This window comes from Streptomyces sp. NPDC057136, from assembly GCF_042670885.1.
GTDB lineage: Bacteria > Actinomycetota > Actinomycetes > Streptomycetales > Streptomycetaceae > Streptomyces.
The window spans coordinates 81880-108762 of the sequence record NZ_JBHUUV010000027.1 but is presented as its reverse complement, the minus strand read 5'-3'; the positions used below and the strand labels follow the sequence as shown (position 1 = coordinate 108762).

The 26883-nt window shown below is 68.2% G+C and carries 25 protein-coding genes and 5 pseudogenes; 15 read left to right on the top strand and 15 right to left on the bottom strand.

Annotated features, from left to right (window positions below):
• Positions 1-70: 70 nt before the first annotated feature.
• The gene (locus ACFT7S_RS27555) at positions 71-3838 is read right to left on the bottom strand and encodes a metallophosphoesterase (RefSeq protein ID WP_382736346.1); all 3768 of its coding nucleotides are present in this window, start codon (positions 3836-3838) and stop codon (positions 71-73) included.
• Between the two features lie 530 nt (positions 3839-4368).
• Here ACFT7S_RS27555 and ACFT7S_RS27550 point away from each other — a divergent pair.
• The gene (locus tag ACFT7S_RS27550; RefSeq protein WP_382736344.1) at positions 4369-4941 is read left to right on the top strand and encodes a GNAT family N-acetyltransferase; all 573 of its coding nucleotides are present in this window, start codon (positions 4369-4371) and stop codon (positions 4939-4941) included.
• Positions 4942-4982: 41 nt separating this feature from the next.
• Here the strand turns inward: ACFT7S_RS27550 and ACFT7S_RS27545 are convergent, their stop codons facing one another.
• Both ACFT7S_RS27545 and ACFT7S_RS27540 read right to left on the bottom strand, forming a co-directional pair.
• Positions 4983-5351 carry an RICIN domain-containing protein gene (locus ACFT7S_RS27545; RefSeq protein WP_382736342.1) on the bottom strand — a complete coding sequence of 123 codons (369 nt, stop codon included), beginning with the start codon at positions 5349-5351 and terminating at the stop codon, positions 4983-4985.
• The gene (locus ACFT7S_RS27540; RefSeq protein ID WP_382736340.1) at positions 5348-5728 is read right to left on the bottom strand and encodes a hypothetical protein; all 381 of its coding nucleotides are present in this window, start codon (positions 5726-5728) and stop codon (positions 5348-5350) included. Before ACFT7S_RS27540 ends, ACFT7S_RS27545 begins: the two co-directional genes overlap by 4 nt.
• A 197-nt stretch (positions 5729-5925) precedes the next feature.
• On the opposite strand from ACFT7S_RS27540, the gene ACFT7S_RS27535 reads away from it, so the two are divergent.
• Both ACFT7S_RS27535 and ACFT7S_RS27530 read left to right on the top strand, forming a co-directional pair.
• Entirely contained in the window at positions 5926-6906 is a 981-nt protein-coding gene (locus ACFT7S_RS27535; RefSeq protein ID WP_382736339.1) for an NADPH:quinone reductase, read from the top strand.
• Between the two features lie 91 nt (positions 6907-6997).
• On the top strand, positions 6998-7702 hold the full coding sequence (locus ACFT7S_RS27530) for a DUF4328 domain-containing protein (protein ID WP_382736337.1): 705 nt from the start codon (positions 6998-7000) through the stop codon (positions 7700-7702).
• A gap of 154 nt (positions 7703-7856) precedes the next feature.
• Here ACFT7S_RS27530 and ACFT7S_RS27525 read toward each other — a convergent pair whose 3' ends face one another.
• Complete coding sequence (locus ACFT7S_RS27525; RefSeq protein WP_382736335.1) at positions 7857-9410, bottom strand: polysaccharide lyase family 1 protein; 1554 nt, start codon at positions 9408-9410, stop codon at positions 7857-7859.
• A 205-nt stretch (positions 9411-9615) separates the two neighbouring features.
• On the opposite strand from ACFT7S_RS27525, the gene ACFT7S_RS27520 reads away from it, so the two are divergent.
• Positions 9616-11082, top strand: a complete 1467-nt coding sequence (locus ACFT7S_RS27520) for an NB-ARC domain-containing protein (protein ID WP_382736358.1) — start codon at positions 9616-9618, stop codon at positions 11080-11082.
• Here ACFT7S_RS27520 and ACFT7S_RS27515 read toward each other — a convergent pair.
• Both ACFT7S_RS27515 and ACFT7S_RS27510 read right to left on the bottom strand, forming a co-directional pair.
• Positions 11016-11904: pseudogene (locus tag ACFT7S_RS27515) on the bottom strand (lipid II flippase MurJ); the annotation flags it as partial. The gene ACFT7S_RS27520 and the pseudogene ACFT7S_RS27515 overlap by 67 nt on opposite strands.
• Positions 11905-12199: 295 nt before the next feature.
• Positions 12200-12988 (bottom strand): SDR family NAD(P)-dependent oxidoreductase, encoded by a 789-nt coding sequence (locus ACFT7S_RS27510; RefSeq protein WP_382736333.1) that lies wholly within the window; start codon positions 12986-12988, stop codon positions 12200-12202.
• Positions 12989-13119: 131 nt separating this feature from the next.
• On the opposite strand from ACFT7S_RS27510, the gene ACFT7S_RS27505 reads away from it, so the two are divergent.
• The gene (locus tag ACFT7S_RS27505) at positions 13120-13716 is read left to right on the top strand and encodes a TetR/AcrR family transcriptional regulator (RefSeq protein ID WP_382736331.1); all 597 of its coding nucleotides are present in this window, start codon (positions 13120-13122) and stop codon (positions 13714-13716) included.
• A gap of 22 nt (positions 13717-13738) precedes the next feature.
• Here ACFT7S_RS27505 and ACFT7S_RS27500 read toward each other — a convergent pair whose 3' ends face one another.
• Both ACFT7S_RS27500 and ACFT7S_RS27495 read right to left on the bottom strand, forming a co-directional pair.
• A complete protein-coding gene (locus ACFT7S_RS27500; RefSeq protein ID WP_382736329.1) occupies positions 13739-14182 on the bottom strand; it encodes a VOC family protein in 444 nt (147 codons plus the stop codon).
• Complete coding sequence (locus tag ACFT7S_RS27495; protein WP_382736327.1) at positions 14179-14310, bottom strand: hypothetical protein; 132 nt, start codon at positions 14308-14310, stop codon at positions 14179-14181. Before ACFT7S_RS27495 ends, ACFT7S_RS27500 begins: the two co-directional genes overlap by 4 nt.
• A 59-nt stretch (positions 14311-14369) precedes the next feature.
• Between ACFT7S_RS27495 and ACFT7S_RS27490 the strand changes: the two genes are divergently transcribed.
• Both ACFT7S_RS27490 and ispF read left to right on the top strand, forming a co-directional pair.
• Positions 14370-15863: a S1 RNA-binding domain-containing protein gene (locus ACFT7S_RS27490; protein WP_382736325.1), complete on the top strand. Its 1494-nt coding sequence runs from the start codon at positions 14370-14372 to the stop codon at positions 15861-15863.
• A gap of 82 nt (positions 15864-15945) precedes the next feature.
• Positions 15946-16479, top strand: a complete 534-nt coding sequence (gene ispF, locus ACFT7S_RS27485) for a 2-C-methyl-D-erythritol 2,4-cyclodiphosphate synthase (RefSeq protein ID WP_382736323.1) — start codon at positions 15946-15948, stop codon at positions 16477-16479.
• Between the two features lie 65 nt (positions 16480-16544).
• Here the strand turns inward: ispF and ACFT7S_RS27480 are convergent.
• Positions 16545-16736 (bottom strand): annotated as a pseudogene (locus ACFT7S_RS27480) (ArsR/SmtB family transcription factor); the annotation flags it as partial.
• Between the two features lie 78 nt (positions 16737-16814).
• On the opposite strand from ACFT7S_RS27480, the gene ACFT7S_RS27475 reads away from it, so the two are divergent.
• On the top strand, positions 16815-17375 hold the full coding sequence (locus tag ACFT7S_RS27475; protein WP_382736356.1) for an HAD domain-containing protein: 561 nt from the start codon (positions 16815-16817) through the stop codon (positions 17373-17375).
• Between the two features lie 188 nt (positions 17376-17563).
• Positions 17564-17728 carry a hypothetical protein gene (locus ACFT7S_RS27470; protein WP_382736322.1) on the top strand — a complete coding sequence of 55 codons (165 nt, stop codon included), beginning with the start codon at positions 17564-17566 and terminating at the stop codon, positions 17726-17728.
• Positions 17729-17792: 64 nt separating this feature from the next.
• Here the strand turns inward: ACFT7S_RS27470 and ACFT7S_RS27465 are convergent, their stop codons facing one another.
• The 3 genes from ACFT7S_RS27465 to ACFT7S_RS27455 form a co-directional block, all read right to left on the bottom strand.
• The gene (locus ACFT7S_RS27465) at positions 17793-17915 is read right to left on the bottom strand and encodes a hypothetical protein (RefSeq protein WP_382736320.1); all 123 of its coding nucleotides are present in this window, start codon (positions 17913-17915) and stop codon (positions 17793-17795) included.
• 168 nt (positions 17916-18083) lie between these two features.
• Positions 18084-19325 (bottom strand): PQQ-binding-like beta-propeller repeat protein, encoded by a 1242-nt coding sequence (locus ACFT7S_RS27460; RefSeq protein WP_382736318.1) that lies wholly within the window; start codon positions 19323-19325, stop codon positions 18084-18086.
• Between the two features lie 249 nt (positions 19326-19574).
• Entirely contained in the window at positions 19575-20462 is an 888-nt protein-coding gene (locus ACFT7S_RS27455) for a helix-turn-helix transcriptional regulator (protein ID WP_382736316.1), read from the bottom strand.
• Between the two features lie 310 nt (positions 20463-20772).
• On the opposite strand from ACFT7S_RS27455, the gene ACFT7S_RS27450 reads away from it, so the two are divergent.
• From ACFT7S_RS27450 to ACFT7S_RS27435, 4 genes are all read left to right on the top strand, one after another.
• Entirely contained in the window at positions 20773-21750 is a 978-nt protein-coding gene (locus tag ACFT7S_RS27450) for an aldo/keto reductase (RefSeq protein WP_382736314.1), read from the top strand.
• Positions 21751-21796: 46 nt separating this feature from the next.
• A complete protein-coding gene (locus ACFT7S_RS27445; protein ID WP_382736312.1) occupies positions 21797-22648 on the top strand; it encodes an aldo/keto reductase in 852 nt (283 codons plus the stop codon).
• A gap of 90 nt (positions 22649-22738) precedes the next feature.
• Positions 22739-23110, top strand: coding sequence for a DUF2255 family protein (locus ACFT7S_RS27440; protein WP_382736311.1), 372 nt, complete (start codon positions 22739-22741; stop codon positions 23108-23110).
• 321 nt (positions 23111-23431) lie between these two features.
• Positions 23432-23635, top strand: a complete 204-nt coding sequence (locus tag ACFT7S_RS27435; protein ID WP_382736360.1) for a hypothetical protein — start codon at positions 23432-23434, stop codon at positions 23633-23635.
• A 3-nt stretch (positions 23636-23638) separates the two neighbouring features.
• Here ACFT7S_RS27435 and ACFT7S_RS27430 read toward each other — a convergent pair.
• Positions 23639-23773: pseudogene (locus ACFT7S_RS27430) on the bottom strand (TetR family transcriptional regulator); the annotation flags it as partial.
• A 270-nt stretch (positions 23774-24043) separates the two neighbouring features.
• Between ACFT7S_RS27430 and ACFT7S_RS27425 the strand changes: the two are divergent.
• Entirely contained in the window at positions 24044-25507 is a 1464-nt protein-coding gene (locus tag ACFT7S_RS27425; protein WP_382736309.1) for an amino acid permease, read from the top strand.
• A gap of 13 nt (positions 25508-25520) precedes the next feature.
• A pseudogene (locus ACFT7S_RS27420) lies at positions 25521-25661 on the top strand (AsnC family transcriptional regulator); the annotation flags it as partial.
• 143 nt (positions 25662-25804) lie between these two features.
• Here ACFT7S_RS27420 and ACFT7S_RS27415 read toward each other — a convergent pair.
• Positions 25805-26146 (bottom strand): annotated as a pseudogene (locus ACFT7S_RS27415) (transposase); the annotation flags it as partial.
• Positions 26147-26268: 122 nt separating this feature from the next.
• Complete coding sequence (locus tag ACFT7S_RS27410; protein WP_382736307.1) at positions 26269-26784, bottom strand: M23 family metallopeptidase; 516 nt, start codon at positions 26782-26784, stop codon at positions 26269-26271.
• Positions 26785-26883 lie beyond the last annotated feature (99 nt).

Genomic DNA, 26883 nt, shown 5'->3' with positions numbered 1-26883 from the left:
GGCCCCGGACCTTTCTCGGTCCGGGGCGGCGGGCGCAGGTAGCGGGCGCAGGCGGCGGGAGCGCCGTTCGCTACTGCTCGGAGGGGTGCGCGAACCACTGGTAGGCGGGTACGTGCGGTCCCCAGGTACCGGGGCGGCCGTCGGCTTGCTTCGTCACGAAGACGCTCGGCTCGGAGGCGGTCACGCCGCCGCCGGGTGAGCGGGCCGTGACGAACCAGGCGTGGGCCGTACCGGGCCTGAGTCCCTTCCAGCTCACCGAAGCGGTCGTGCCGGAGTCGACCGTGGTCCTGCCGATGATGCTCACGGGGTTGTAGAGCGCCATCGAGTCGGTCTTGAAGGCGGTCGTACGGGTGGTGAGGTCGACGGGGAGGACCATGTTGTCCTCGGTGCCGTCGTAACGGTGGTCAGTGTCGTACTCCGTGGCACCGAACTCGTCGAGAAGCGGCGAGTAGGTGTCCACGGTCAGCTCGGACCGGTCGACGTCGAACTGGAGCATCCGGAAGAAGCTCGCACCGAACCGCAGCTGCTCGTCGGGCTGATAGCCACCGATCTCGGTCAGCCCGAGCCGGTCCGCCGACACCGTGTAGAACTGGTAGTCCGCGAGCAGTTCGACGACATCGTGGGCGACCTCGCCGACGCGCGGCTTCACGTTCGTACCCACGCCGTGCTCATGACCGGCGAGGATCAGGAAGACGTTCGGGTTGTTCTGGACGACCTTCTTGTACAGCATCGACCCGTCGGGCGCGGAGAACGCGGCGCCGCGTCCATCGGGGTTGCCGCTCGGCGCGAGGTAGTCGTGCGAGAGCAGGATGCCGTTGCGGCCGGGGTAGCGCTTGAACACGGCGTCGGCCCATTCGGCTTCCTCACGCGTCACCGAGTAGGACAGGCCGACGACGACGAAGTCGACGCCGCCTGCGGAGAACAGGTCGTAGTGGTTCTGGTTGTCGCCCTCGCGCCACGGACCGCCGTACTCCGCGTGCTTCCAGCCCTGGGCCGCCGTCTGGTAACGCTCGGGCCCGTAGTACTGGTTGTAGATGGCAGAGGGGCCGTTCTCGGTGCCCGACTGGTTGTCGTGGTTGCCCGCGATCACACCGTTCGGGACGCCCGCGTCGTCCAGGATCTTCTGCTGCTTCGAGGACACCTCCATCTCACCGACGACCTGCTGCTGGGCGGCCTCCGTGGTGGGTTTGCGGATGTTGTTCTCGATGATGTCGCCGGTGTGGGCGACGTAGGCGATCTTGCGGTCGTCCTTGTTGGCCGCGGCCCAGCGGGTGACGTCGCCGTACGCCTTCTCCCAGACCGCGCGTTCCTCGGCCGTCTCCTGTTCCACCGCACCCTCGGAGAGGTACTGCGTATCGGTGTGGTGGACGATCGAGAAGTCGTACGAGCCCGGGTCGGCGAACGCGTTCGGGTCGCCCGCCTCGATGTCGTCGGCGAACGGGTCCTCGCCGGTCAGCATGACGTGGACCTGCTGCCCGTCGATGTACGTCCGGTCGACGGAGGCGGTCAGGACCGTGTTGCCCTCGGCGGCGCCGCGGGCGCTGGTCAGGACGTCCCATTGCTTCGCCCCGGTGTTCCACACGCGCAGTGCGGCAAGGCGCTCGGGGTCGATGACGCCCTCCCAGCGCAGGACCGGCTCGTCGACGTGGCCCTTCACCTGTACGTCGAACCGCTGGAACGTGACGTCCTCGGCGGTCGGCGCATCGAGTGTCATGCCGTCGGCAGGTGCGAGGCCGACGGCCTTCACCTTCTTCTCGCCCGCGACCCGGAGCGTTGTGGGGACGGACGTGGCCGAGCCCTCGTACACCTGGTTGGGGGTGAGGATCTCGGCCTCGGAGAAGGTGGCGCGCACCTTTCCGCCGTCGGGCTCGGCCACCTTCGCGGACAGTTCGACGCTGCCGCCCGCGTCGGTCGTGCCGGACTTCGGGGCGAGGTCGGCGGGGGCGTCCGGGATGCCCGCGGAGGTGAACGTCACCTCGCGGACCCCTGTGTTGCCCAGGCCGTCGGTGGCGGACACCGACAGGGTGTGCTCACCGGCGGACAGGCCGGGGCCCACGGAGGCGCCGAGTTCGACCGGTCGGCCGTCGAGCTTCACGTCCGGGCCGTCCACCACACCGGAGGCGTCCTCGACCCGGACGTCGAGGACGACCGAAGCGGTGAGCCGCTGAGCCGCGGCGGGGGTGCTGCCGGCCACCCGGGGCGCCGCGTTGTCGGTGACCAGGGTGCGGGTCGCGGTCGTGCCGGACTTCGAGGTCGCGGCCAGGGTGTGGCTGCCGTCGTCGATCTTCGTGGTGTCGAGGTCGGAGCGCAGTCCCTCCGCCGGACCGTCGACGAAGAACTCGAGGTCGATCTCGGTCAGCGGGTTGACGTTGCTGCCGCAGTCGCCGTCGCCCATGGCGTACGAGCCCTTGACCATACGGCCGGTGGCGGTGCCTGCGGTGGGGGTGAGCGTGATGCCCGAGAGGCTGAAGTCATCGCGGTTGTCGCCGCACGCCGTCGCGTAGGTGCCGGTCACGAAGTCGACCGTGTTCCAGCCGGGAACGAGCCACTCGTTGGAGAAGGCCAGGTCGACGTGCTCGCTGACGAAGTCGCTGTCGAGCGGCAGTTCCTGGCCGTTGACCACGATCTTGTTACGGTAGTTGGTGTCGATCGAGTTGCTGCCGACGGCGAAGCCGAGGGTCGCGTTGCCGGTTCCGAGCGTCTCGGAGACGGCGACGGCCGGGGCATCGACCGCGAAGTGCAGGGCTGCTTCCCGGAGTCGGGTGTCGCTGGTCCCGCAGGCGCCGTCGCCCATGGCGTACGAGTCGGCGATGTCCCGGCCCGTGACGGTCGCGCCGTCGAGGGTGAGGGCGGGCTTCGCTATGTCGAAGTCGTCGCGGTTGTTGCCGCAACTCTCCTTGTAGGGGCTGGTGACGACCGTGATCGTGTTGTCCCCGGGCACCAGGTGGCGCGCCGGGATCGCTATGTCGACTCGCTGGCTCACCCAGGTGCCGCCGAGGTCGATGCGCTTGCCGTTGACCAGCAGGTGATTGTCGTACTTGTCGTCGATCGAGTTCGACCCGACGTCGAAGGAGAACGTCGCCGCGTCGTTGCCGAGGCGCGGGAACGTGACGGGTGCTTCACCGTCCACCGTCAGTGACTCGACGCCTTCCTCCGAGCCCGCCGGCCGACCGGCGAACACCGACTGCCGGCCGGCGGTCAGCGTGCCGTCCTTGGGCAGGATGCGCGGGGCTCCCGCCGGGGCGTTGTTCACCGTGACGGCGCTCTTGACGGTCTTGCCCGAGGTGGTCTTCGCGCTCAGGACGTGCTCACCGTTGCCGAGGCGGGTGGTGTCGAGGTCGGCCCGGAGGCCGGTCGTGCCCTTCGGGTCGCCGAGGGCGAAGAAGCTGAGCTCCGCCCGCTTCCGCAGCGAGGTGTTGGATCCGCAACTGCCGTCGCCGAAGGCATACGTGTAGTCGTTCTCCTCACCGTCCGCGACCTCGCCGAGCAGTTCCAGGCGGATGTCGGAGAGCACGAAGTCGTCGTAGTTGGTGCCGCACGAGCTCTCGACCGTGCCGGCGAGGATCTCGATCCTGTTCTCGCCCTTGACCAGGTGCTGGTTCGGGATGTCGATCGTGCCGCGCTCGTTGACGAGGTTGCCGATGTCTGCCCGGTAATCACCGTTGACCAGCACGTGGTTGCGGTAGCGGGCCTCCGTCGAGTTCGACCCGACGTCGAAGGTGAGGCGGGACACGCCGTGCGTCAGCTCGGCATCGATCGCCGTGCCGTCGACGGCGAGTGCTGTCACGGAGTCACCGGCCATCGTCGGCGTGGCGCGGACCTCCTCCGTACCCTCCATGTATGCCCCGTCTCCCGGGGTGAGGGTGGGGAGAGCCGTGCTGTCGGTGTCCGGCGACGCGCTGTGTCCTCGCGGGGGCTCTTCCGCCCCGGCGTCGGCGTTCGCCGTCGTCAGGTTCCCACCGACGAGTAGCAGGGCGGCGAGTGCCGCTCCCACCAGCCGTTGCCGGCCGGATACGCCACTCCATGGTCTTCGCCGCTCTGCCGGCCTCATCAGCAGCCGCCCTTCCTGATCGCCGCAAGGTGACGGGCAGGCGGTACCGATGCTCCACGTGCCCACGGTGATCCTGGTCAGCGCAGATGAACGGCGGCGGATCCCCCGTGGACCATCAGGGGAAGGGTGCGCTGTTCCGGGAAGGCGGCCGGGCGGGGACACCGGCCTGCCGGAAGAGGGCGCGGGCGCGGCGAACTCCGCGAGCGCTACGAACCGGTGTGTGATCCGGCCGGTCGGCCTTCGACGCCAAGCACCTCTGAGCGTCCGCTGTTCTGATCGAGCGGCGTCGCACCGTACGCCGTGGCATCGTGGGGGGCATGACCATCGAGGTGCGCCCGGCTTCGGTCTTCGGGGACGTCCGTACGCTGGTCGGCCCGAAGTCGCCCGGCGCCAACGTCTGCTGGTGTCTTAGCCACCGCATCCCGTCCAGGCTCAACAACGAGCTTCGCGGGCCGGCCCGAGGTGAGTACGTCGCCGAGCCGTGCCGTACGCAACCCCCGCCCGGAGTGCTCGCCTACGACGGTGACGAGCCGGTCGGCTGGGCCGCCGTGGCACCGCGCGCGGACACCTCCTTCGCACGCAACCGCAAGATCCCGCACGTCGACGACCTGCCCGTCTGGTCGCTGTGGTGCATCCGTGTACGCCCCGGTCATCGCAAGCAGGGGATCTCGCACGCCCTCATCGCCGGTGCGGTCGACTTCGCCCGGGCCCACGGCGCACCGGCGATCGAGGCGTACCCCCTGGACAACGGCGACGCCAAGGTCGACATGACGATGGCGTACGCAGGAATCCGGAAGAACTTCGAACGCGCCGGGTTCACCCACGCCGCCGACACCACCTCGGTGCTGGCCGGTCACCCCCGGGTCCTGATGCGGCTCGATCTGCGCTGACAGGTCGTCGTCGGACAAGCGAGGTGTGTCGCGCGCGCCGCTCAGCGGGCGATCGTCCACCGCTGGGCCTCGGATCCGTCGCACGTCCACACCCTGAGCTTCTTGTAGTCCTCGTTGTAGGTCAGGCAGTCCTGATCACTGATCCTGATCTGGTACGCGTCGCCCCCGACGTTGACCACCTCCCACTTCTGCAACGAACTCCCCTTCCAGGTACTGATGTTCGCGAAGTAGGTGCTCTTGTTCTCGGTAAGGTCCGGCCCCAGGCCGTTGGTGATCTCGTAGCGGCCGCCGTCCGTCTCCTTGAAGGTCCACTGCGCGTTCGCGGCGCCCAGCTTTCCGGCGACGACTGTCGAACCGGAGGCGGCGTTCGCCGCGACGGCTCCCAGGTTGTTGACGGTCTTCAGGTTCACGGGAACCCCACCGGCGGCCGGCCGGAGCCGGCGGGTGTGGTCGCCGCCGTGTCGGTGCGGTAGCCGGGACGGGGGCCGGGGTTGGCGGGTACCCCCGGTGTGATGGGTGTGTCGCCGGGGAACGGCGTCTCGCCCTTGGGCACCGCTGGGACCGTCGGCACGTCGGTGGGGCGGAAGTTCACGGTGGAGCCGTTACGGTCCCACAGGCCGTAGAAGGCCCAATTGCCCCAGCCGCCGTCGCCCTCATTGGTGAAGCTGCCGCCGCCGGAGAAGATCCAGATCCGCTCGCGGCGTTGCAGTTGTCCGCGATGGGGTCGTACGTGCCGTCCGCCGTCGCGGGTGTGGCGAGACCACCGACCGCCAGGGCGCTCACGCATACGGCGGCCAGAACCGACAGCTTACTTCTCGAACGCACGGTTCTCCTTCAAAGGGGACCGACAGAGCTACGTACGCCTAGAGCCCTAATGAACCTGGCGTGGTGCGTCGCTTTCCGGTCAACCTCTTCCGGCCGCGCGTACCCGGCACGTGCGGCATACGCTCGACGAGCACCATCCGGACGATCGGGGAGATTCGCATGCTTGCGTCCTGGTACGACGAACAGGGGCCGGCCGCCGATGTGCTGCACGTCGGCGAGATGCCCGACCCCCGGCCCGGCGACGGCGAGGTGCGCGTTCGGATCAGCGTCTCGGGCGTCAGCCCCGGTGACACCAAGAAGCGACGCGGCTGGCTCGGCTCGTCCATGCCGTACCCGCGTGTGGTCCCGCACAGCGACGCCGCCGGTGTGATCGACGCCGTGGGCGCCGGCGTCGACACGCGGCGTATCGGTCAGCGGGTATGGGTGTACGGCGCCCAGTCCTACCGGCCTTCCGGAACGGCTGCCCAGTACACCGTCGTGCCCGCCCTTCAGGCCGTTGACCTGCCCGATCACCTCAGCGACGACCTCGGGGCCAGCCTGGGTATTCCCGGAATCACCGCGCACCGCGCCGTGTTCGGTGACGGCCCGGTCGACGGCCGCACCGTGTTGGTGCACGGCGTCCTCGGCGGTGTCGGTGCGCTCGCCGCGCAGCTCGCCCACTGGGGCGGGGCCACCGTCGTCGCCACCGTCCGGCGCGGACATGACCTGGCGCTCGTCGACCCCGGCGTGGTGTCCCACGCGGTCTCCCTCGACCAGGACGATCCCGCGAAGGACATCCTGGCGTACGCACCCCCCGGTGTGCAGCGCGTCATCGAGGTGGCCCTGTCCGACAACGCCGACCTCGATGCCTCCGTCGTCGCCGATGACGCGGTCATCGCCGCCTACGCCACGTGTGACGACCGGCCGCACCTCCCGTTCTGGCCCTTGCTGTTCAAGAACGTCACTCTGCGCCTGCTCGGCAGCGACGACTTCCCCGTAGCCGCCAAGCAACAGGCGGCTCGTGACCTAACGGCGGCCGCAGCCGTCGGTGCCCTCACGACGGGCGTCGGCGACCACTACCCGCTCGATCGGATCGCCCAGGCCCACGACCGGGTCGACGCGGGCGCGCGCCGACGCGTCCTGGTCACCATCCCCGAGTAGCGTCCCGCGCCACCGCGGGTACAACTCTGGGTGACGCAGTCCAGCCGATTCCCCCGTTGGACACGTAGGACACGTAGGACAGGATGACCGCATGAACGATCCCGCAAAACCGCCTGCCCTGCGCCCCGTCCAGGGAGTGGCCCACGTCGCCGTCGCCGCCCTCGCCCTCGCCGGAGCGGCCTGGGCGGCCTTGGCTATGTGGCACATCCGACTCGCCGCGGCCGGACAGCCGCCGTCCGGGCCGCCGGAGCAGGGCGGCGGCCGTCACCGCCCACTGAACGCACTGGAGAACGCCTACCACCTCGTAAGCTCCCTCGCGGGAGTGGCCACAGCGCTCTGCGCGATCGCCTTCCTGGCCTGGCTGTGGAGCGTACGCGACAACGCGCGTACCCTCTCGGGACAGCACCACCGCTACGCCTGGCCATGGGTGTACGCCGGCTGGGTCGTCCCCATCGCCAACCTCTGGGTCCCCCGCGGAATCATCGCGGACATCCACCGCGCGAGCGCCCCCGACGAACGCCTGCCGCATGCCGTGAACTGGTGGTGGGGCCTCTGGCTGGTCGGCACCCTGACCGGGACGGGCCTGCTGCACGCCGAAACTGCGGACACCGTCATCGCCCGCGCCTACACGGACGTCTCACCGCTGTTGTTCGTCGACGCCGCCGTCGTCGGTACGGCCGTGGCCGGCGCCTTGATGGTGCGCGCCGTCACCGCCGTACAGCAGAAACACATGCCGGAGTTCCTGCGGCAGACCGCCGGCTCCAAAACCCCCGGCATCACGCTCAGTAACTCATGACCCACTCGATCAGAACGCTTGACTCGGTGTAGTCGCGCGGCCCGGTGACGTCTGTTACGTGACGTTCAGGTGCTCACGCAGCGCGCCGCCGCACCCCGCGCGAGCACCGTGAGCCCGCGAACGGGGGCCGTCGCTTCCGACGGCCCCCGAGCCGCTATCCGGCGTACGTCTCGAACTCGGCGACCTTCGGGGTACCGGTCGAGCTGGTGATCTCGAAGGTGACCTTGCTCAGTGAGGTCCGGGGGAAGGTGATGACGCCTGCCCCACTGCCGGTGGTCAGGACCGCGCCTGTGTCGGCGTTGATGACCTTCCAGGACCCGATGCTGCCCGTGGAGCCTGCCGCCTCACGGATGTTGACCGAGGACACGGCGGTGGCCGAGCCCCACTTGACCGAGACGGAACCGGTCGCGCCGGCCGGCGACCAGTAGGTGCTCATGTCACCGTCGCGCACGTTGCCGTAGCTCGTCCCGTCGGCCTTGCTGGAGCCGTCGGAGCCGGCCCCTGTGCTGAGGTTGGTCCCGCTGGGCTGGGTCGGTCCGGGGGTGGGCTCGGTCGGGTCCGGAGTGGGGTTGGTGGGCGTCGGAGTCGGTGTCGGCGTCTGCGGCGAGCAGTTGCCGTCCGACACCTGCAGCCCCTTGTTGGCACCTGCCGTCTGACCCACGATGGCCGGCACACAGCTCGCGTCATCGAGGCTGTAGGCGTACGGGATGTTCACAGTGGTGTTGGACTGCGGGTTGGGACCGGCAGGGTTGTTCTCGCTGCCGGGGCTGGACCAGGTCACGTTGTCGAACGTGTTGCCGCTGACCTGCCAGTAACCGGCAGCGTCGGTGTAGAAGGTGCCCAGGACGTCCTTGGAGTCCTTGAAGTAGTTGTTGTCCACCTTGGCGCGGGCCCCGGCACGGGAGTTGATGCCGGACTCATTGAGCTTCACGTAGTAGTTGTTGTACATGTGGGCTATTCCGCCACGCAGCAGGGGCGCACGGGAGTCGATGTTCTCGTACAGGTTGTGGTGGTACGTGATGAAGCCGTTCGAGAGTTCGGTCTCACTGGACCCGACGAGGCCACCGCGGCCGGAGTTGCGCAGAGTGCTGTAGGACAGGGTCACGTACTGGGTGTTGTCCTTCATGTCGAAGAGGCCGTCGTACCCCTCCGACTCCCCGCCCGACGCTTCGAGGCTGGCGTGATCGACCCAGACGTTGCGGACGTCGCTCTCCATGCCGATGGCGTCCCCACCGTTGGACGTGGGCGAGCCGGACTTCTTGACGTTCCGGACGGTCACGTTCTGGATGATGATGTTGCTGGACTCGCGGATGTGGATGCCCAGTTGGTCGAAGACCGCTCCGCTGCCGACACCGACGAGCGTGACGTTGCTGATCTGCTTGAGCTCGATCACACCGTCGGCAGTGTTGCAGCTGGTGCCCGACACCTTGGTGGTGTTGCCGTGGTTGATGGTCCCCTCGACCTCGATGGTGATCGGGGTGCTGCTACTGGCCCGGCCGCACAGAGCCGCATGGATCGCGGTCCCCGTGGAGGCCCGCACCGTCTGCCCACCCGCACCGCCGGTGGTCCCACCGTTCTGGGTCGCGTAGCCGGTGGGTATGCCGGTCGCTGCCGACGCCTCGGGCGTCGAAAGAACCACTCCACCCACGGCCGCAACGGCCAACGTGGCCAGCGCCGCACTGAGTCGGAGTACGAATGGTCGTCTCATTCTGGTCTCCCCATTCCTCTTCGCATGTCGGGTATTGGTGCTTCATGCCATGGGCATGTCAGGCGCCCCTTGAGGCTGCCGACGTTTCGCTGAGCAGGTCCTGGTTGCCCTCATACCTGAGGGCGCTTCGATATGATCCGGTCGAACTGTCGAACTGCGCCCACCCGTGCCTGATCGATAGCGGCTCGTGTATCGATTCACGGCAATGCAGGGGAAAGCGCTTTCTGTCGCGCAGCATAGGGCCGGCCCTATTGGGCTGGCAAGGCTCCTGCCGCTTTCCGAAATGGCCAACTCTCGTGATCTCCAAGGCTGTTGTCGTTCGCGATCAAGACCGGACGTCGAGGTAGCACGTCAGAGGCTTGCCGCCGGGCTCTGCACGCAACCTCGACCGAGGTTCGGCGCCCCGCACCGCATCCGAACCACGAAGAGACCTGTACCCGGAGCACCTGAGAACCTCCTGGAACCCGCCCCGCAGCAAGCGCTCTCACCATCACGGCACAGCAATCGCCGACGAGCCGACTACGCACCAGGGGCGGCCCGCCCGACACGGTGCCGTCAACGCCCAGGCTCCCGCCGGGAGTACGCCGTGCGCAGTGCATCGCAAGCGGCAGCCTCCTGCGTCAGGGGGTGGGACATGCGGCGCGCAGTGAAGACGGCGGCAGTATGCCTGGCGGCCGCGCTGACCGCCGCAGTCGCGGTGCTGGCTTCACTCGAAGCCAACGCCGCGACCGCGCAAGACCGTTGGCCGGGCATCCTCGTTGTACTCCGGGCCGACCCCTGGCCCTGGGTGGGCGCGCTCGGCGCCGGGGCCGTGGTGCTGTCCGTGATCGCGGCGCTGATCAGTGGCGGCCCCTCGGCGTCCGCTCAGGACCCGCCCCCACCCGGCGCGCCCACCGTCCCGGCCTGGGTGGTGGACCGCGCGGAGAGCCGCCTGGCCGTGGCCGCCGTGTGCGGACGCAGGGCCGAGGCGGTGGTCATCACCACCGCCCTGGAGGGTGCGGGCGGCTTCGGCAAGACCACGCTCGCCACGCTTGTCTGCGCACAACGGCGAGTACGGCGCCGGTTCCGGGGCCTGGGCCGGGTCTATGCGGTCACCATTGGCCGGGACGTACGGGGAAGGTCGGCGATCGCGGCCAAGGTGGCGGAGGCAACGGCCTTCATCACCGGGGACACCACCGCCTTCGAGGACCCGGACCGGGCCGGTGAACATCTGGGGCGGCTGCTGGAACGGCGGCCACGAACCCTGCTCGTGCTGAACGATGTGTGGGAGCCCGAACAGCTGGCACCCTTCCTGCGGGGTGGCCGGAACTGCGTGCGGCTGGTGACCACACGGGTGCCGGACCTCCTGCCGGACGGCGCGGAGCGGCTTCGGGTGGACGAGATGTCCCCCGAGCAGGCCCGGTCGGTTCTCACCTGGGAACTGCCCGAGCTGCCGGACGAGACCGTGGCCGGTCTGCTGTGGGCCACCGGCCGATGGGCACTGCTGCTGCGGCTGACGAACCGCCTGATCACCCGGCAGATCGCCACCGGAGCCCATGCGGCGGCCGCCGCCCGGGCGGCCTTGGAAGGGCTACGGACAGGGGACCTGCCACCGGGGAGGCCCCGCCCCAGGCCGAAGGCCATCAGGACGAAGCCGATGCCGCGGGCACCGTCCACGCCGGACCCGGCGTAGAGCAGCATGGCCATCGGTACCCCCAGCGCCAGGAACGCGAAGGCGCAGGGCACGATGGCGACAGCAGAGGTCCGCAGGCCGTAGGAGATGTCGTTCCGGATGGCCGCCATGTCGTCGTCCTGGGCCGAGCGGGAGATCCGGGGCAGTACCGCGGTCATCACCGACACGGTGATGACGACTTGGGGCATCTGCCACAGCAGCAGCGCGTAGTTGTAGGCGGTGATACCGGAGCCCGTATACCCGGACAGTTCGGCGAGGGAACCCGCCTTCGTGGCGAGCTGAGTGACGACGATCATGCCGAGCTGGTTGGCCGGCACGAAGAGGAGCGTCCACTTGGCCAGGCCTATGGCCTTGCCAAGGCCGTGAAGCGCAAACGCGGCGTGAAACCGGCGTCGCGCAGGTACGGGAGCATGGCAAGCGCCTGCACGGTGAGGCCGAGCAGGGTGCCGAGCCCCAGGAGCCGTACGCCTTAGGCGTGACGGTCGAGGGCTCGACGCCGGATGCGGTGAAGCCACCGAACGCCCAGATGAAACCACCGAACGAGGCGATGATCACGACATTATTGAGAACCGGGGTCCACATCATCGCGCCGAAGCGGCCTCGGGCGTTGAGGATCTGTCCGAGCACCACATGTGCGCCCAGGAAGAACAGGGTGGGCAGGCAGTACCGGGCGAACGTCACGGTGACAGCCATACGTTCAGGGTCGGAGGCGATGTCTGGCGACATCATGTGCACCAGGAGCGGAGCCGCCGGCACGCATAGTGCTGTGACACTCGCCAGCACGACAACGACCAGCGTGAGCAAACGGTTGGCGTACGCCTCGTCTGTCATCCGGCGGATCCGTCGCACAGCACCCTGCTGCTCACCGACCACGCCACCGCCGCCATGACTGTGAAGCTCCTCAACACCCTCGTCCTCGCGCAGAGCCGCTTCGCCTATCCCTCCGCCTGCAGCACCGCTGCGACCGCTGTGGACACGCAGCTGGACGAGGCCGTCCGCGCATTGCGTGATCGCCACCCCAGGCTCGTCAGCACATGGCAGCCCACCTGCACACCAGTGCCTGATACCACCGGCACCTCGGGGCGCATGCGGGATCGGGGCGGCACCGCACGAGTGGTCACACCGTCTTTATCGCGCCTCCGTCGATGATGTGGTCCGCCCCGGTGGTGCTGCCGGCGAGGGGCGAGGCGAGGTAGGCGACGAGGGCGGCGACCTCGTCTGGGCTTACGAGCCTGCCGGTGACCATGCCCATGGCGGTCGGGAGATGGGCGAGGAGCTGTTCCTGTTCCAGGCCCATCGACTTGGCCAGCTCGGCTCCGTAGCCGTCGGGGCTTTCCCACATGTCCGTGCGGACGGGCCCGGGCGAGACGGTGTTGACGCGTACCCCCTGGGGGCCGAACTCCTCGGCCAGCGCCTTGCCGAACGCGGTCAGTGCAGCCTTGGCGGTGGTGTAGGCGATAGGGCCCGCATGCGGGGTCCTGGCCCCGTTGGAGGAGATGTTGACGATGGCGCCACGACTGTTGGTGAGGTGGGGCAGCGCGGCCCGGGTCGTGCGGACCGAGGCGAGGAAATTCAGGTCGAACGCGTCGCACCACTGCTGGTCGCTGAAGGTGAGGAAGCCGCCGGTCTGTCCCTCCCCCGCGTCGCCACCGCCGACATTGTTGACCAGGAGATCCAGCCCGCCGAGCTCGGCTTCGGCCTGTGCGACGAGCCGGGCAGGGCCGTCGGCTTGTGAAAGATCCACGGACACGCCGATCGCCCCGGTGGCCTTGAGCTCCGATGTGATCGTCCGTGCCGCGGCCACCACCCGCATCCCCTCACTCACCAGTGTGGAGACGATGGCCAAGCCGATGCCCCGGCTCGCGCCGGTCACGACAGCGGTCTTGTTCGCCAACTGCATGTCCATGGAGCACCCCTACCCGTAGATGAGACTTATTCGATGCGCAAACCTTAGAACTTGCAACACCAGTGTTGCAAGTAGCCGATGAATGGCAACTGTCCCGTAGTCTCCTCGGACAGTCAGGGAGAGGGAGCCTTGTGGATCGGAAGAGTCAGCAGCGGCCACTGCGCGCGGACGCGGAGCGGACCGTGAGGGCAATCCTGGAAGCTGCCGAGCGTGTCCTCAGCTCCAATCCGGCAGCCACCATGGAGCAGATCGCGGAGGCGGCGGGCGTCGCCCGGACGACGGTGCACCGCCGGTTCACCAGTCGTGAGGCGCTGGTGGACGCTCTGACAGCCTGGGCAACGCGGGAGTTCCACGAAGCCGTGACGAGCGCCCATCCCGACAGCGCTCCCCCACTGGTTGCCCTCTACCAAGCGACCGCCAACGTCCTCCGGGTCAAGATCGGGTGGGGGTTCGCCATGAGCAGGACCACACCGGAGGACCCCGACGTGGCACGAGCACACACGGAGGTGCTCGCTCAGTGCGACCGCCTGTTCCAGCGTGCACTGGAAGCCGGGGTGCTACGCCCTGACGCCGACCTGGCGTGGGCTCGCCGCGTCTATTACGCCCTCATTCACGAGGCCGCCCAGAATCGCTCGGACGAAGCCGACGACGTCGATGAACTGGCAACCCTCGTGGTCGACACTTTGTTGCGTGGCATCGGTCGGCCGGGCGGCTTCCTCGGCCCTTGACGCGTTCTCGTGACGCAGCTCGTCAAGACCTGTGGATCGGTTGATCGCCGTTTCGCTCGGGTGACTCGATCGCGACGAGTTCGACCTCGAAGCCGTCGTCGTTCTCCAGATAGGCGGCGTAGTGCTGTCGGCCGCCGGCATACGGATGCCGCTCGGGGAACAACAAGTGCCAGCCGTACTGAACGGCGCCGGCAGCCAACTTCTCGACGGTGCCTGCGTCTTCGACGTGGAAGGCCACATGGTTCAGTCCTGGGCGGCGGCGGTCGTACTCATCGGCGGTCAGCGCCGGGGACTGCTCGATGACCAGGTAGGTCGGCCCCAGCCGCCAGCTGCGGCCGCCGTCCCAGCTCTGGAACGGGGCGTATCCCAGCTCCGCGAGCAGCCGGCCGAGCGAGGCGAGTGCGCGGTGGAGGTCCGGCACCCAGAGCTCGATGTGATGCAGCGTGCCGTGCACGGGTCGGCTCATGCGGCCACCGCCTCGGTACGCCCGACGAGGTGGGGTGCGTTGACGGACGCGATACCGTCAACGTTGACTTCCGTGAGCACGCGTGTCTCCCCGACGCCGATCCACAGGTACTGAGCATTGATCGGCACAACCGGGGTGCTCCTCACCGCCGTTGCCTCGGGCGGAGGCTGTGCCGGAAGATAGAAACATGCAGTTCCCCTACGTCTACCGCGTCACCAAGTATGACCCCGCCGATCGTGACGAACACGGGCACTACACCGGCTCCGAGGATGTCCTCAGCGACCACGGCGAGGTCGAGGCGGCGTATCTTCAGGCGGTCGCGGCATTCGCCGGGGACACCGGCATCGACCACCTTGCCGTACGCGAACCGGCGGTTCCGTCCTTCGCGCACTTCGGCATCGAGGCTCCGGTGGACGGTTTCGGGCTGGACGGGCTCTTCCTGTCCGGTCCGACCGGCTTTCACGACGGGGCTGAGGTGCCGCTCGGTATCGCGCTGGAACTGGTGCGGGCCATGCTGCGCGACAACGGCGCCTGGTGCCGACTGGAGGCGGAGAACATCTTCGCGGTCCACGTGGGATGGGACCAGTACCTCTACATCAGCAGCAGCCGGCCCTGCGTGGAGGCACTGGCGCGGACCCGCAAGCTCGGGCTGTTCCCGGAACGCCTGGATGCCTCCCCGTACGCCTTCGAGGCCGAGAAGGAAGGCGTCCAGCGGCCTGGTGACGATGACTTCTGGGCGTACCTGCGCCAGGCAGTCGGCAACGGCGGCGCCGGAATCCTGGAGGAGAGCCACCTCCAAAACGCCTCACGCTGGCACCATCTCACCCGCGACACCGTCGACACGGTTCGCACGGGCCTGGCTCCCCGGGCCCGCCTGGCTGTATGGCCTCCCCTGTCCTGCGACGTCGATGCCGTCCTGGGAGACCTCCCCACCGAAGGCCTCGTCGAAGGCGTCTGGCAGGACGAGGACGGCGGGATCCACAGCGCCATCGCCGATGAGGACGGGTTCCCGGAGTTGACCGCCCGAATGTCCAGTGCCCCCGCCGCCGCGCTCCTGCCCGTTGATTCGGATGAACGTATTCCGCTGTTCACCGCTGTCATGCCCGACAACGACGGCGTCCTACGGGCTCGCTGGCAGACCGAGCCGACCCCGAACGAACGGCGCTGGGCCTTCCTCAAGACCCTTCACCGCGGTGAGATCGTCACCGGCACGGTGACCTGTATCGCCAACTTCGGTGTCTTCGTGGACATCGGCGGCTTCGACGCGCTGATCAATATCCCCGAGTTGTCATGGCGTCACATCAACCACCCCTCCGACGTGCTCTCCATCGGTCAGGAGATCAACGCCGAAATTCTCGACATCGACCACAGCCGTGAACGCGTATCGATGTCTCTCAAAGCCCTGCACGAGGATCCGATGCCAATGCTGACCGGGCGGATCGGCCAGACGATCGCCGGCTGCGTCACCAAGCTCGTGCCGTTCGGCGTGTTCGTACGCATTGAAGAGGTGGAGAACGGCTTCGAGGGACTGGTGCACAACTCCGAACTGACCGACGGACATCCGGACAGCCCTCAGCTCGGCGTCCAGGTTGGTGACGCTCTCCTGGTCAAGATCCTGGACATCGACCCGGTCCAGCGCCGGATCACCCTCTCGCACCGGCAAGCGACTTCAGGGATCTAGGGCCTCTCGTTTGGATCAGGCCCTAGGAGCGGCGATCGGGCATCATCGGCGGATACGCCGTCTTGAAGGAGATCTTCGTTCCATGACAACGCCGCTTGGTGATGCACCGCCTGCTCCCTGTCAACTGCCTCGGATCGGGACCGGGGTGGACATCCATCCGTTCATGGTGGGGCGGCCATTGCGTCTCGCCGGACTGGACTGGCCGGACGAGCCGATGGGCCTGGCAGGCGAGCCCGATGGTGATGTCGTCGTTCATGCCGCATGCAACGCGTTGCTGACAGCTGCGGATCTCGGCGACCTGGGCACCCATTTCGACACCTCCGCCCCTGAATGGGAGGGGGCTGCTCCGACCGTGCTGCTGGCTGAGACTGCCCGGCTGGTCAGGGGCGCCGGATTCGAGATCGGCAATGTGTCGGTGCAACTGATCGGAGAGCGCCCCAAGCTGGGCCCCCGCCGCGTGGAGGCCCAGAAGATCCTCACGGCTGCGCTCGGCGCCCCTGTGTTCATCGGTGCCGCCACCCCCGAGGGGCTGGGCTGGATCGGCCGTGGCGACGGCCTGGCTGCCCTTGCCAACGCACTGATTGTCGAGTTGCCGAGCGTCACCGGCGGCGGCTGACCTCGCCCGCACAGGCGGGTCGGTGGCGTCTCCGTCCCCCCGTCGAGCGGGCCGGCGTCGGCCGGTCAGTTGAACAGTTGGTCGCCGAGGGAGCTGCGGCGGTACAGGACCTGCCGTCCGTCACGAGCCCGGGTGACGAGGCCGGTGGCGTACAGCACGCGCAGGTGCTGGGATACGGCACTCGGGGTGACTCGGAGGCGGCGCGCGATCTCGACCGTGGGGAGCGGCTCGTCAACGGGGCTGAGCAGTCGCTGCCGGCCGCGGCAGATGCGTCGAGCAACAGCCGGACGAAACAGCGCTGTGGACGAGGGCTGCAGAGCAGCTATCGTGCAGGCGTGACCGGCTCTGCACTACGTCCGCTGCTCTTCCTCGACGTCGATGGACCACTCATTCCCTTCGGCGCGTCACGGCAGGAGTATCCGGATGGCTACCCGACCTATGAGACCGGTCACGAAGTCGGGATGGCGACCTCGAATCCGCTTCTGGCCAGGATCAACCCCGAGCATGGTCCACGGCTGATGGCGCTGCCCTGCGATCTGGTCTGGGCCACGACATGGATGCATGATGCGAACGACTCCGTCTCCCCGCAGATCGGCCTGCCGCAACTGCCCGTGGTGATCTGGCCGGAGCCGTCCAACGCCGATGAACAAGCCGACCGGGACGGGGTGCACTGGAAAACCCGCGCCCTTGTGGAATGGGCGGCAGGGCGCTCATTCGCCTGGGTGGATGATGAAATCACCGGCGCCGATCGGGCCTGGGTATCCGCCCACCATCAAGGACAAGCCCTGCTCCACCGCGTCGACCCCCGGCACGGGCTCACCGACGCCGACTACGAGACTCTCAGTGAGTGGTTGCACCAGGCTCTCAGAACAACGTCGCCCCAACGTGGTGCTTGAACGGTCCCAGGAGTCACGACGCTGCTGCACGCCTTCCCGCCTGGGCTGCGTCCGGACTCAGTCCCAGGCCGATCACTTGGCGGGACGAGTCCACGCCTTGGCCTCAGCGGCTGGAGACCGACCGAACCCTCGTCGCCCACCCGGATTCGATCGGCGTACGCATCCTGGGCACCGACGGTTGGACCGAGTTGCACCTCGTCCTGTACCGAGGCGGCTGGGCCGACCTCGACGCGCTGACCGACGACAAGGTCCTTACCGAATGTCCCCGGATCACCACCCCGGCCGAGTTCGGCGGCGTCCTCGACTTCGCCGTCGCACGCTTCCTCAGCACAGGGCAGCGACGGACCACCTGACACAGGATCGTGTACGGAGCGCGCATTTGCGGTAGCCGACATGTCGTCTGCCACAAGGATGGACTCAGGCGCTGATGTCCTCGTCAGCAAAGACCGTACCCGCCGGCCCCGGAAGAGCTGGGGCAACTCCGGCATTCAGCAGCACCATGGTGGTGGTGCCGGTCCATCGGATGGTGTCGAGCGTCATTCCGTTGCTGGTCGGCCAGTCGAGGAAGGTAGCTGCCGCGGTGACATGGCAGCGGACGTTCAGGCCTGGAGGTGGGTGGCGTGCCTCGCCGAGCGTCGGCGGAGTCTGCGCGGGTGGAACCCAGATCGCGTATCCGTGGAGAATCCGGCGCTCGGCGAGGTCGTCACGTCACACCGCGGGCAGTGCGTACAGCCGCTTCCCGTGCATCACGGTGAGCCGCTTGCCCGCCACCACGACGTACCACTGTTGAATGTCGCCGGTCTTGTCGTTGTACGTCCAGCGCAGCTTCCCGGTCGCCGTGTCGAAGGCATGCACGCCTCCCTCGTCGTCGAACTCGGTCGCGCCGTACAGGGTGCCGCCCACCTTGGTGAACTGCCATGCCTGCGCGGCCGACTCCAGCAGGTCCTCGTTGTGCCAGATCTGCTTCCCCGTGGCGGGGTTCACCGCCCACAGGCCACGCACGCTGTCGGACGCGTAGAGCACCCCGTCCACCACCTGCGGGTCCTTGAACAGGCTGAACTCCTCCGTCGCAAGGGACCAGCGTTCCTTGCCCGATGCCAGGTCGAACGCCCGCAGCCGCTGCCCGTCCGCCACGATCACCAGATCCTCGTGGACGGCGAAGCGACGGTAGTTGGACTTGCCGATCTTCTTCGTCCACACCTGCCGGCCCGTCGTCGTGTCACGGACGGTCAAGTTCTTCCGGTAATCCGTGTACACAAGCCGCGTGTCCACGACCGACGCGGTGATGCCGTACTCCTCGGTGCCCGCGTCGCGCTTCTCGCTCCAGGCCACCTTGCCGGTGGTCGTGTCGATCGCGGCAATCACGTTGGTCGGCGTCGAGAAGTCCTTCTCCAGGATGCCGGCGAGCACGTATACGTGACGGTCGTCGGCCGCCATCGGGCGCGGCTGCTGGTACGACTTGCCCAGGCGACTGCGCCAGGTCTCCTTGCCGGTGGCCGGATCGAGACCCACGACGTCGCCGTCGTACTCGGCGCTGGAAAGGTAGAGCGTTCCGCCTCCGATGATGAGTCGGGCCCCGGGGGTGGTGATTCCCGCCCGCGACCACTTCTCCTTGCCGCTGACGACATCCCGTCCCACGAGTGGGTCGCCCGACACCAGGACTACGTCCCCGACCACAGCGAGGGCCTGGATTCCGGCCAGATTGTCGTTTGCGGTGTCCGCCTGCCACAGCGGCTCGGGCGCGGTGCCCGGAGGCGGCGTGGTGAAGTCGTCACCGGTCTTGCCCGCGTCGGGCTTCGCGCTGCCGACCGGCTTGTCAGCCGTATCCTCGGGACCGCACCCCACGACTCCGGCTCCTATGACGGCGAGCCCCAGCCCTGTCCCGGCCAGCCTGAGTATCTGTCTGCGCGACACCGATCGACCATCGCCTGTACCCATGCCTGTACCCATGCCTGTTCCCCCGCTTTCGTCCAGCTGAGACGACATTCCTCGGACGTCTTCAGCGCCGACAGACTAACGTCGACTTTCGGCCGGACTCCGGGCGGTACGTGATCGGGACAGGGCTGTGAAGTTCTCGTCATCGCGTCACAGGACCCCGCCGCGGAGATCCGGGTCCCGACCGAAGCGGCTCGGCGTGCAGCACGGCCGCGCCGTTACTGGTCGCCGCGTGCGCGGTGAGCAGCGCTGCCCGGCCCGCTGTCACTGGCGACGTGGGGCGGCCTCTTCTCTCGGATTATGGGGAGCGGTGAGGTCGAGCAAGAGCATGGCGTCGTAGTCGGGTGTGCCGGGCTCGGCGATGTACACGCCCAGACGTTGCCCAGGTGTGCCTTCGAGCTGCATGGCCTGGAAGCCGAGGGTGAGGTCGCCGACCGTCGGGTGGTGGAAGGTCTTGGTCGCGTACTTGCGTCCCGTGACGTCGTAGCGCTCCCAGAGCCCGGCGAAGTCGGGGCTCTTGAGCAGGAGTTCGCCGACCAGGGTGGTCAGGTCGGGGGCGTCGGGGTCGGTTCCGGCCAGGGCTCGCAGGCGGGCGACGCAGCCGCGGATCTGGTTGTCCCAGTCGGTGAACACCTCGCGGGCGGCGGGGTGGAGGAACAGGTAGCGGGCCAGGTTGCGCTGCTTGACCGGCCAGTCGCCGATCCCGGCGTACAGGGCGAGGCCACCGGGGTTCCACGCGAGCAGGTCCATGCTGCGGCTGACCACGTAGGCGGGGTGGGGCCGCATCGTCTCCAGCAGCTGTTTGATGTGCGGGCGCACCGTGCGGCTGGGCGTGGGGGGCGGTTCGGGGGCGTAGCGAGCGGCGCGGGCCGCGAGCTCGCGCAGGTGCTGGTGCTCGTCGTCGCCCAGGCGCAGCGCACGGGCAAGGGCATCGACCACCTCGGGACTGGGCCGGGTTTCCTTGCCGCGCTCCAGGCGGGCGTAGTAGTCGATGCTGACTCCGGACAGGGTGGCCAGTTCTTCGCGGCGCAGGCCGGGGGTGCGGCGGACCCCGGGGCCGGTGGCGAGGCCGGCCTGTTCGGGGCTGGTCTGAGTGCGGCGGGCACGCAGGAAGCGCCCCAGCTCGGTGCCGCTGTGCTGCTCGGGTGCCATGACTCCAGTCTCACACCGCCGTGACCTGGGCGGCAGCCTCGAGGGGGACCTGTCACACCGTGGCTGGCCACTCAGCGGCACAGCTCGGCCTTCCTCATGAACGCGCGCGGCGGCAGTGTGGATGGCGTACTCAGGAATCGTCCGAGCAGGCGTAGGCCCCTTCGTGCCCGCCCCCTGGTGCCCGGCTTCCTGCTGCAGCCACCCGCCCACGGACAACGCGCCTCGCCCGCAGCGGCCGGGCGGGGTGCCGGGAACTGAGGTTGCGCGACCCGTGTCCATGGCGGGAAATGACCAGGAGAGGAGAACCACGATGAAACACATCAAACTGCGTGACCTGGAGGTTTCCCGTATCGGGCTGGGCGCGATGGGCATGTCCCACGGCTACACCGACTCCGGAACCGACGAGGCGGAGTCCCTACGCACGATCCATCGGGCGCTGGAGCTGGGCGTCACCTTGATCGACACCGCCGAAATCTACGGCCCCTACGCCAACGAGGAACTCGTCGGACGCGCCCTGAAGGGCCGACGTGACCAGGTGGTACTGGCGACGAAGTTCGGCCTCGTCTCGCACAAGGGTGCCGGAGCGTGGAGCCTCGACAGCAGCCCGGCCAACATCCGCACCGCCGTCGAGGGCTCGCTGAAGCGCCTTGCCACCGACCACATCGACCTGTACTACCAGCACCGCGTCGACCCGAACACACCCATCGAGGAGACCGCCGGCGCCGTGGCCGAACTGATCGCCGAGGGCAAAGTCCGTGCGTTCGGCCTGTCCGAGGCCGGACCGGACACCATCCGCCGCGCCCACGCCGTCCAGCCCGTCACCGCGGTCCAGTCGGAGTACTCGCTGTGGACCCGCGGCCTGGAGGAGCGGGCACTGCCGGTGCTGCGCGAACTGAACATCGGCCTGGTGCCCTTCTCACCACTCGGTCACGGCTTCCTCACCGGCACGATCCGCTCCACCGACGACTTCAAGGAAGGCGACTTCCGGCACGGCAATCCGCGCTTCATCGGCGAGAACTTCCAGCACAACCTGCGTATCGCCGACGAGGTCCAGGCCGTCGCCGCCGAGGCCGGTGCCACGCCGGCCCAGGTCGCCCTGGCCTGGCTCCTTGCCCAGGGTGACGACATCGCGCCCATCCCCGGCACCAAGCGTGTCCACCGGGTCGAGGAGAACACCGCCGCCGACGGCATCCGGCTGACCGACGAGCAGCTCGCGAAGCTCAGCAGCCTGCCCCCGGCGGCCGGAGAGACCCACGCGGAAGGCGCCCGGCAGGCACTCGAGCGCTGAGCCCCCCGCACCCGCTTCACCTGCCGATTCGACGTCAAGGAACCCCATGCAGACCGTCACCCTGAACACCGGTATCGACATGCCGATCCTCGGCTTCGGCGTCTACCAGATCCCGCCCGAGGAGACCGAACAGGCCGTTACCGACGCCCTCGCGGCCGGCTACCGACTGCTCGACACGGCGGCCGCGTACGGGAACGAGAAAGCCGTCGGCCGGGCCATCAAGAACAGCGGCATCCCGCGCGAGGAACTGTTCGTCACCACGAAACTGTGGGTCCAGGACGCGCCCGCGCAGGAGAACACCAAGCGCGCCCTCGATGCATCGCTGGACAAGCTCGGCCTCGACCATCTCGACCTCTACTTGATGCACCAGCCCTACGGCGACGTGTACGCGCAGTGGCGCGGCATGAAGGACGCCTACCGAGAGGGCCGTGCCAAGGCCATCGGCGTCGCCAACTTCTACGCCGACCGGCTGGTCGACCTCATCGTCAACAACGACGTCACGCCCGCGGTCAACCAGATCGAGACCCACCCGTTCTTCCAGCGCACCACCGACCAGGAACTCATGCGTGCGCACGGGGTCCAGATCCAGTCGTGGGGCGGGTTCGCCGAAGGCAGGAACCACCTGTTCACGCACCCGCTGCTGAGCGGGATCGGTGAACAGCACGGCAAGTCCGTGGCGCAGGTGGTGCTGCGCTGGCTGACCCAGCGCGGCGTCGTCGCCATCCCCAAGTCGGTACGTGCCGAGCGCATGGCCGAGAACATCGACATCTTCGACTTCGAGCTCACCGACGCCCAGATGGCCGCAATCGCCACTCTGGACACCGGAAACTCCTTGTTCTTCGACCACCACGACCCGGAGATCGTCGCCGGGCTCGCCAAGCGGCGCCTGACCGCCTGACCTGGGCGCGCCCCCGCCGGCCGCCCACGTGGCCCGGGGTGACAGTGGGTGCGGGCCCCGGCGAAACCCCTCCGCTCGGAAGGAAAGACCATGACGACCTGGAAGGGCTCGGATCTGGAGCAGATCGGAGCAGCCGAAGAACTGGACCTGCAGTCCGAACGCGCCGACGGCACTCTGCGCGACCCCGTCACCATGTGGGTGGTCCGCGCAGGTGACCACGTCTACGTACGTTCGGTCAAGGGCCCCGACGGGCCCTGGTACCGGGCAATGCAGTCCCGTCACCAGGGCCGTATCGAGGCAGGCGGCGTGCAGCAGGAGGTGACCTTCCGCGAGGCCGACCCCGGCGAGTACGCAGATGTGGACGCCGCTTATCGCGACAAGTACGGGCGCTACACGAGCATCGTCGAGCACGTCCTGACCGACCGGGCCCGCGCCTCCACCCTCCGCCTGGAGCGGCGCTGACGGCAGCCCTCGCTGTCCTGCGCGGCGATCATCCCCACACTGCACCACATATCAACTTCCCCACGAGACAAGGGAGATCTTTGCTCATGCGAGCTGCGGCGGGGTGGATGATCACGGGGGCCCAGGGTGCGTTGAAAGCCGTGCGTCGTTGCTCCCACCAGGGGTAGTCACGGGCGTGGAAGACCTTCCGCAGCAGGTCGTGGACTTCTTGCTTGGCTGCGGTGCGGTGGTCGCGCCGGTCGTACGCGGGGTTGTCCAGGGCCGGGAAGTCGTCGGCCAGTTCGGTGCGGAGGCGGTCATCGGTGTACCTCCGATCGATACGTGGGGTGGAAGCCGGCAGGTCACGCCCAGCGCGATCCGCATGCCCTTGCCCTCCTCGCCCAGGAGGTCGACTGCATCCCACGCGAGCACCGCGAACTCGTCGCCGCGCTGCGCGCCCGCGACACCGACACCGCGCTCGACCCCTTCGCCGCGCACCGCCGCCACGCCGTCGACGTGGTCACCGGCACCACCGCCCCGAGGTGAGTGTGTGTACCGGACCGCTTCCGTGGCCAACTGCTGCTTGCCCTCGGGGAAGTAGTGGTACGTCGAGCCGAGCGGTGCCTTGGCGTGCTTGGCCATCTCCCTGATGCTCGTGGCGCTCAGACCGCGTCGACTGATCATGTCTGCGGCGTCGGCCCCCAATGTGTCGATTCGTGCGGCGGGGCGCAATGATTCCCTGCCTGTGTCGCAAATGCGCAATGATCATCCGCCGATGCGCAACAACCCTGCATTACGAGCGCGAACTCCGGGGCTTAGGCTCATGCCTCGTACCAGGAGTGGCGGCGACCGCCTGCTCGGCGGTTCCCCATCCCCCTCGGGTCTCCTTCGTGGCGCCCGTGTCACCGCCGTAGGTCCCGTCCACCGACCCGCAGCGATGAAGGAGTCCCCGCAGTGCTGGACCAAGGCACAGTCGCGCCCGACACCAAGGCCCCCGCGCCGAAGCCGTCCGTGCTCTCCGCCCTTACTCGGCGCAAGCCGGTAGAACGCCTGGTCGCCGAGGGTGGGCAGGGTGAAGGCGGCAGCCTCCGCCGCTCGCTCTCCATGTGGCAGCTGACCATGATCAGCATCGGTGCCACACTCGGCACCGGAATCTTCGTGGTCCTCGGCGAGTCCGTTCCCAAGGCCGGCCCCGCCGTCACCCTCGCCTTCGTGTTCGCCGGACTCACGGCGCTCTTCTCGGCCCTCTCGTACGCCGAACTCGCCGGCACCATTCCTGTCGCCGGCTCCTCCTACTCGTATGCATACGCAACGATGGGTGAACTCGTCGCGTGGGTCTGTGGCTGGTGTCTGCTCCTGGAGTACGGCGTGTCCGTCGCCGCTGTCGCGGTCGGCTGGGGTGACTACCTCAACGAGCTGCTCGACGGCACCCTCGGCGTCACCCTCCCCACGGCGCTCAGCGCACCCCCCGGCGACGGCGGCATATTCAACCTCCCGGCCCTGATCGTCGTCGTGCTCGCCATGATGTTCCTGCTGGGTGGGGCCAAGGAGTCCGCCCGCGCCAACACGATCATGGTCGTCGTGAAGATCGCCGCGCTCGTCCTCTTCTGCGCGATCGGCTTCATGGGCTTCAAGTCGGGCAACTACAGCAACTTCATGCCGCTCGGCATCGAAAGCGTGGGCGCCGCGGGCGCCATCCTCTTCTTCTCCTACATCGGTTTCGACGCCGCCTCCACCGCCGGTGAAGAGGCCAAGAACCCCAAGCGCGACCTGCCGCGGGCGATCATGCTCTCCCTGGTCATCGTCACCGTGCTGTACGTGCTCGTCGCCGCCGTGGCCGTCGGCGCCTGGGACTGGAAGAAGTTCGCGGGCTCCGAGGCGACACTGGCCGCGATCATGAACGATGTCACCGGACAGAGCTTCTGGGGCACCCTGCTCGCGGGCGGCGCGGTCATCTCCATCGCGAGCGTGGTCCTGACGGTGCTCTACGGCCAGACCCGCATCCTCTTCGCGATGTCCCGCGACGGCCTCGTGCCCAAGGTCTTCGGCAAGGTGCACCCCAAGTCCGGGACACCTCGGGTCAACACCGTGATCGTCTCGCTCTTCTGCGGTGTCCTCGCGGCGGCCATCCCGCTCGGCAAGCTCGTCAGCGCGACCAGCATCGGCACGCTCTTCGCGTTCGCCCTGGTCAACATCGCCGTTGTCGTGCTGCGCCACAACCGGCCCGACATGGACCGTACGTTCAAGGTGCCCTTCGGCCCGCTCTTCCCCGCTCTGGGCTTCATCTTCTGCGGTTACAGCATGTACACCCTCGACCTGGACACGTGGACAGTGTTCGGTGCCTGGATGGCCGTCGGCCTTGTGTTCTACCTCGTGTACGGCATGCGTCGCTCCCGTCTGGCCTCCACAGAGAAGTGATCCACCCGTAGCGCGACTCAACGACCTCGACGAACGCATCGTCCACGCCCTCGCGGAGGACGCCCGTCGCTCCTACGCCGACATCGGCTCGCTCTTGGGGCTCTCCGCCCCGGCCGTGAAGCGCCACACGGACCGGCTCCGGGCCGAGGGTGCCACCCGGCGACGCGGACGCCGTCGTCCAGGTCTTCGTCTCCGACATGCGCCACCGGCGCCTCCACAACACGACGGCAACCCCGGAACCTGTACGCCCACCCCCCAACGGCAGGTGGGCGTACGGATTCCGGGCGCCCGAACTTACGGCAGATCCTTCAGGAGGAAGGCCAGTCGGGGCACGTCGTAGCCGGCGTCCACCACGATCAGGATGTCCGGGTCACCGTCCTTCCGCTGCCCGGCTGTGATCAGCCGCTCGATGAGCTCGCGCATCTGCCACGCGGTGACGGTAGCGGCATCATCGCCCGGCGCCAGACGCAGTGCGTCCCGCGGCGCGGTCCAGGAATTGCGGCCGGTCTCCAGCGCGCAGATCACCGAGTACGGCCAGCCGGGAACGTGAATGTGCTGGTCCTTGCCCCGTCCGTAGGTGTGGCACAGGATCCGCTGTCGGCCGACAGAGCACACTCGTCCCAGGCCGTTCGGGAGTATCGGGCCGGCGTGTGTCAGGGCCGTGTTCCCGCGATCTGGGCATGCATCAGGCGTGCGGGTGGGGCACGCCCCCGCCACTCCGGTCGCTCGTCACGCCGGGTGTGGCGGGGGCGAGACCGGTATCAGGCGCGCGTGTTGACGCTCACCGGCCTTGATCCGGTGGTCGGCGTCCAGCCCTGAAGCGTGGCCGGGATACCGACGCGGGTGTTGCAGTTGATCACCTGGAAGTGCAGGTGCGCGCCGTCCGCCGCCCCGGTGGCTCCCGACCAGCCGATGATCCGGCCCTGCGGGACCCAGTCGCCCGTGTTGTAGATCGCCCGGTTGAGGTGCGCGTAGTGGGTGCACTGGCCGTTCGAGTGGCGGATGATGACCTCGATGCCGTTCTGCCAGTACGGCGACCAATCCGAGACGAGAACCGTGCCGCCCTGCGCGGCGGAGACCTCGTAGTTCGCCGGCAGTCCGAAGTCCCAGGCGTACTCGTTGTACGGGCCGGTGTGCGAGTACGTGCCCTCGGGCCCTTGGGTGACGAGGTAGGACTCACCCGACGGGTAGGGAAGTTCGTAGTAGTAGTCAACGGCCGCGGCCGGAGGGGCTGCTATGAGGCCGATCCCTGCGACTGTGAGTGCTGAGCTCGCCATGGCGCCGAATCTGAGGAGAAGTCGTCTCGCGTTGCGCACTGTGCCTCCCGTTGAGGGTCTGATCCAGATTGGGCAACACTGGCACCAACAACCCCATTC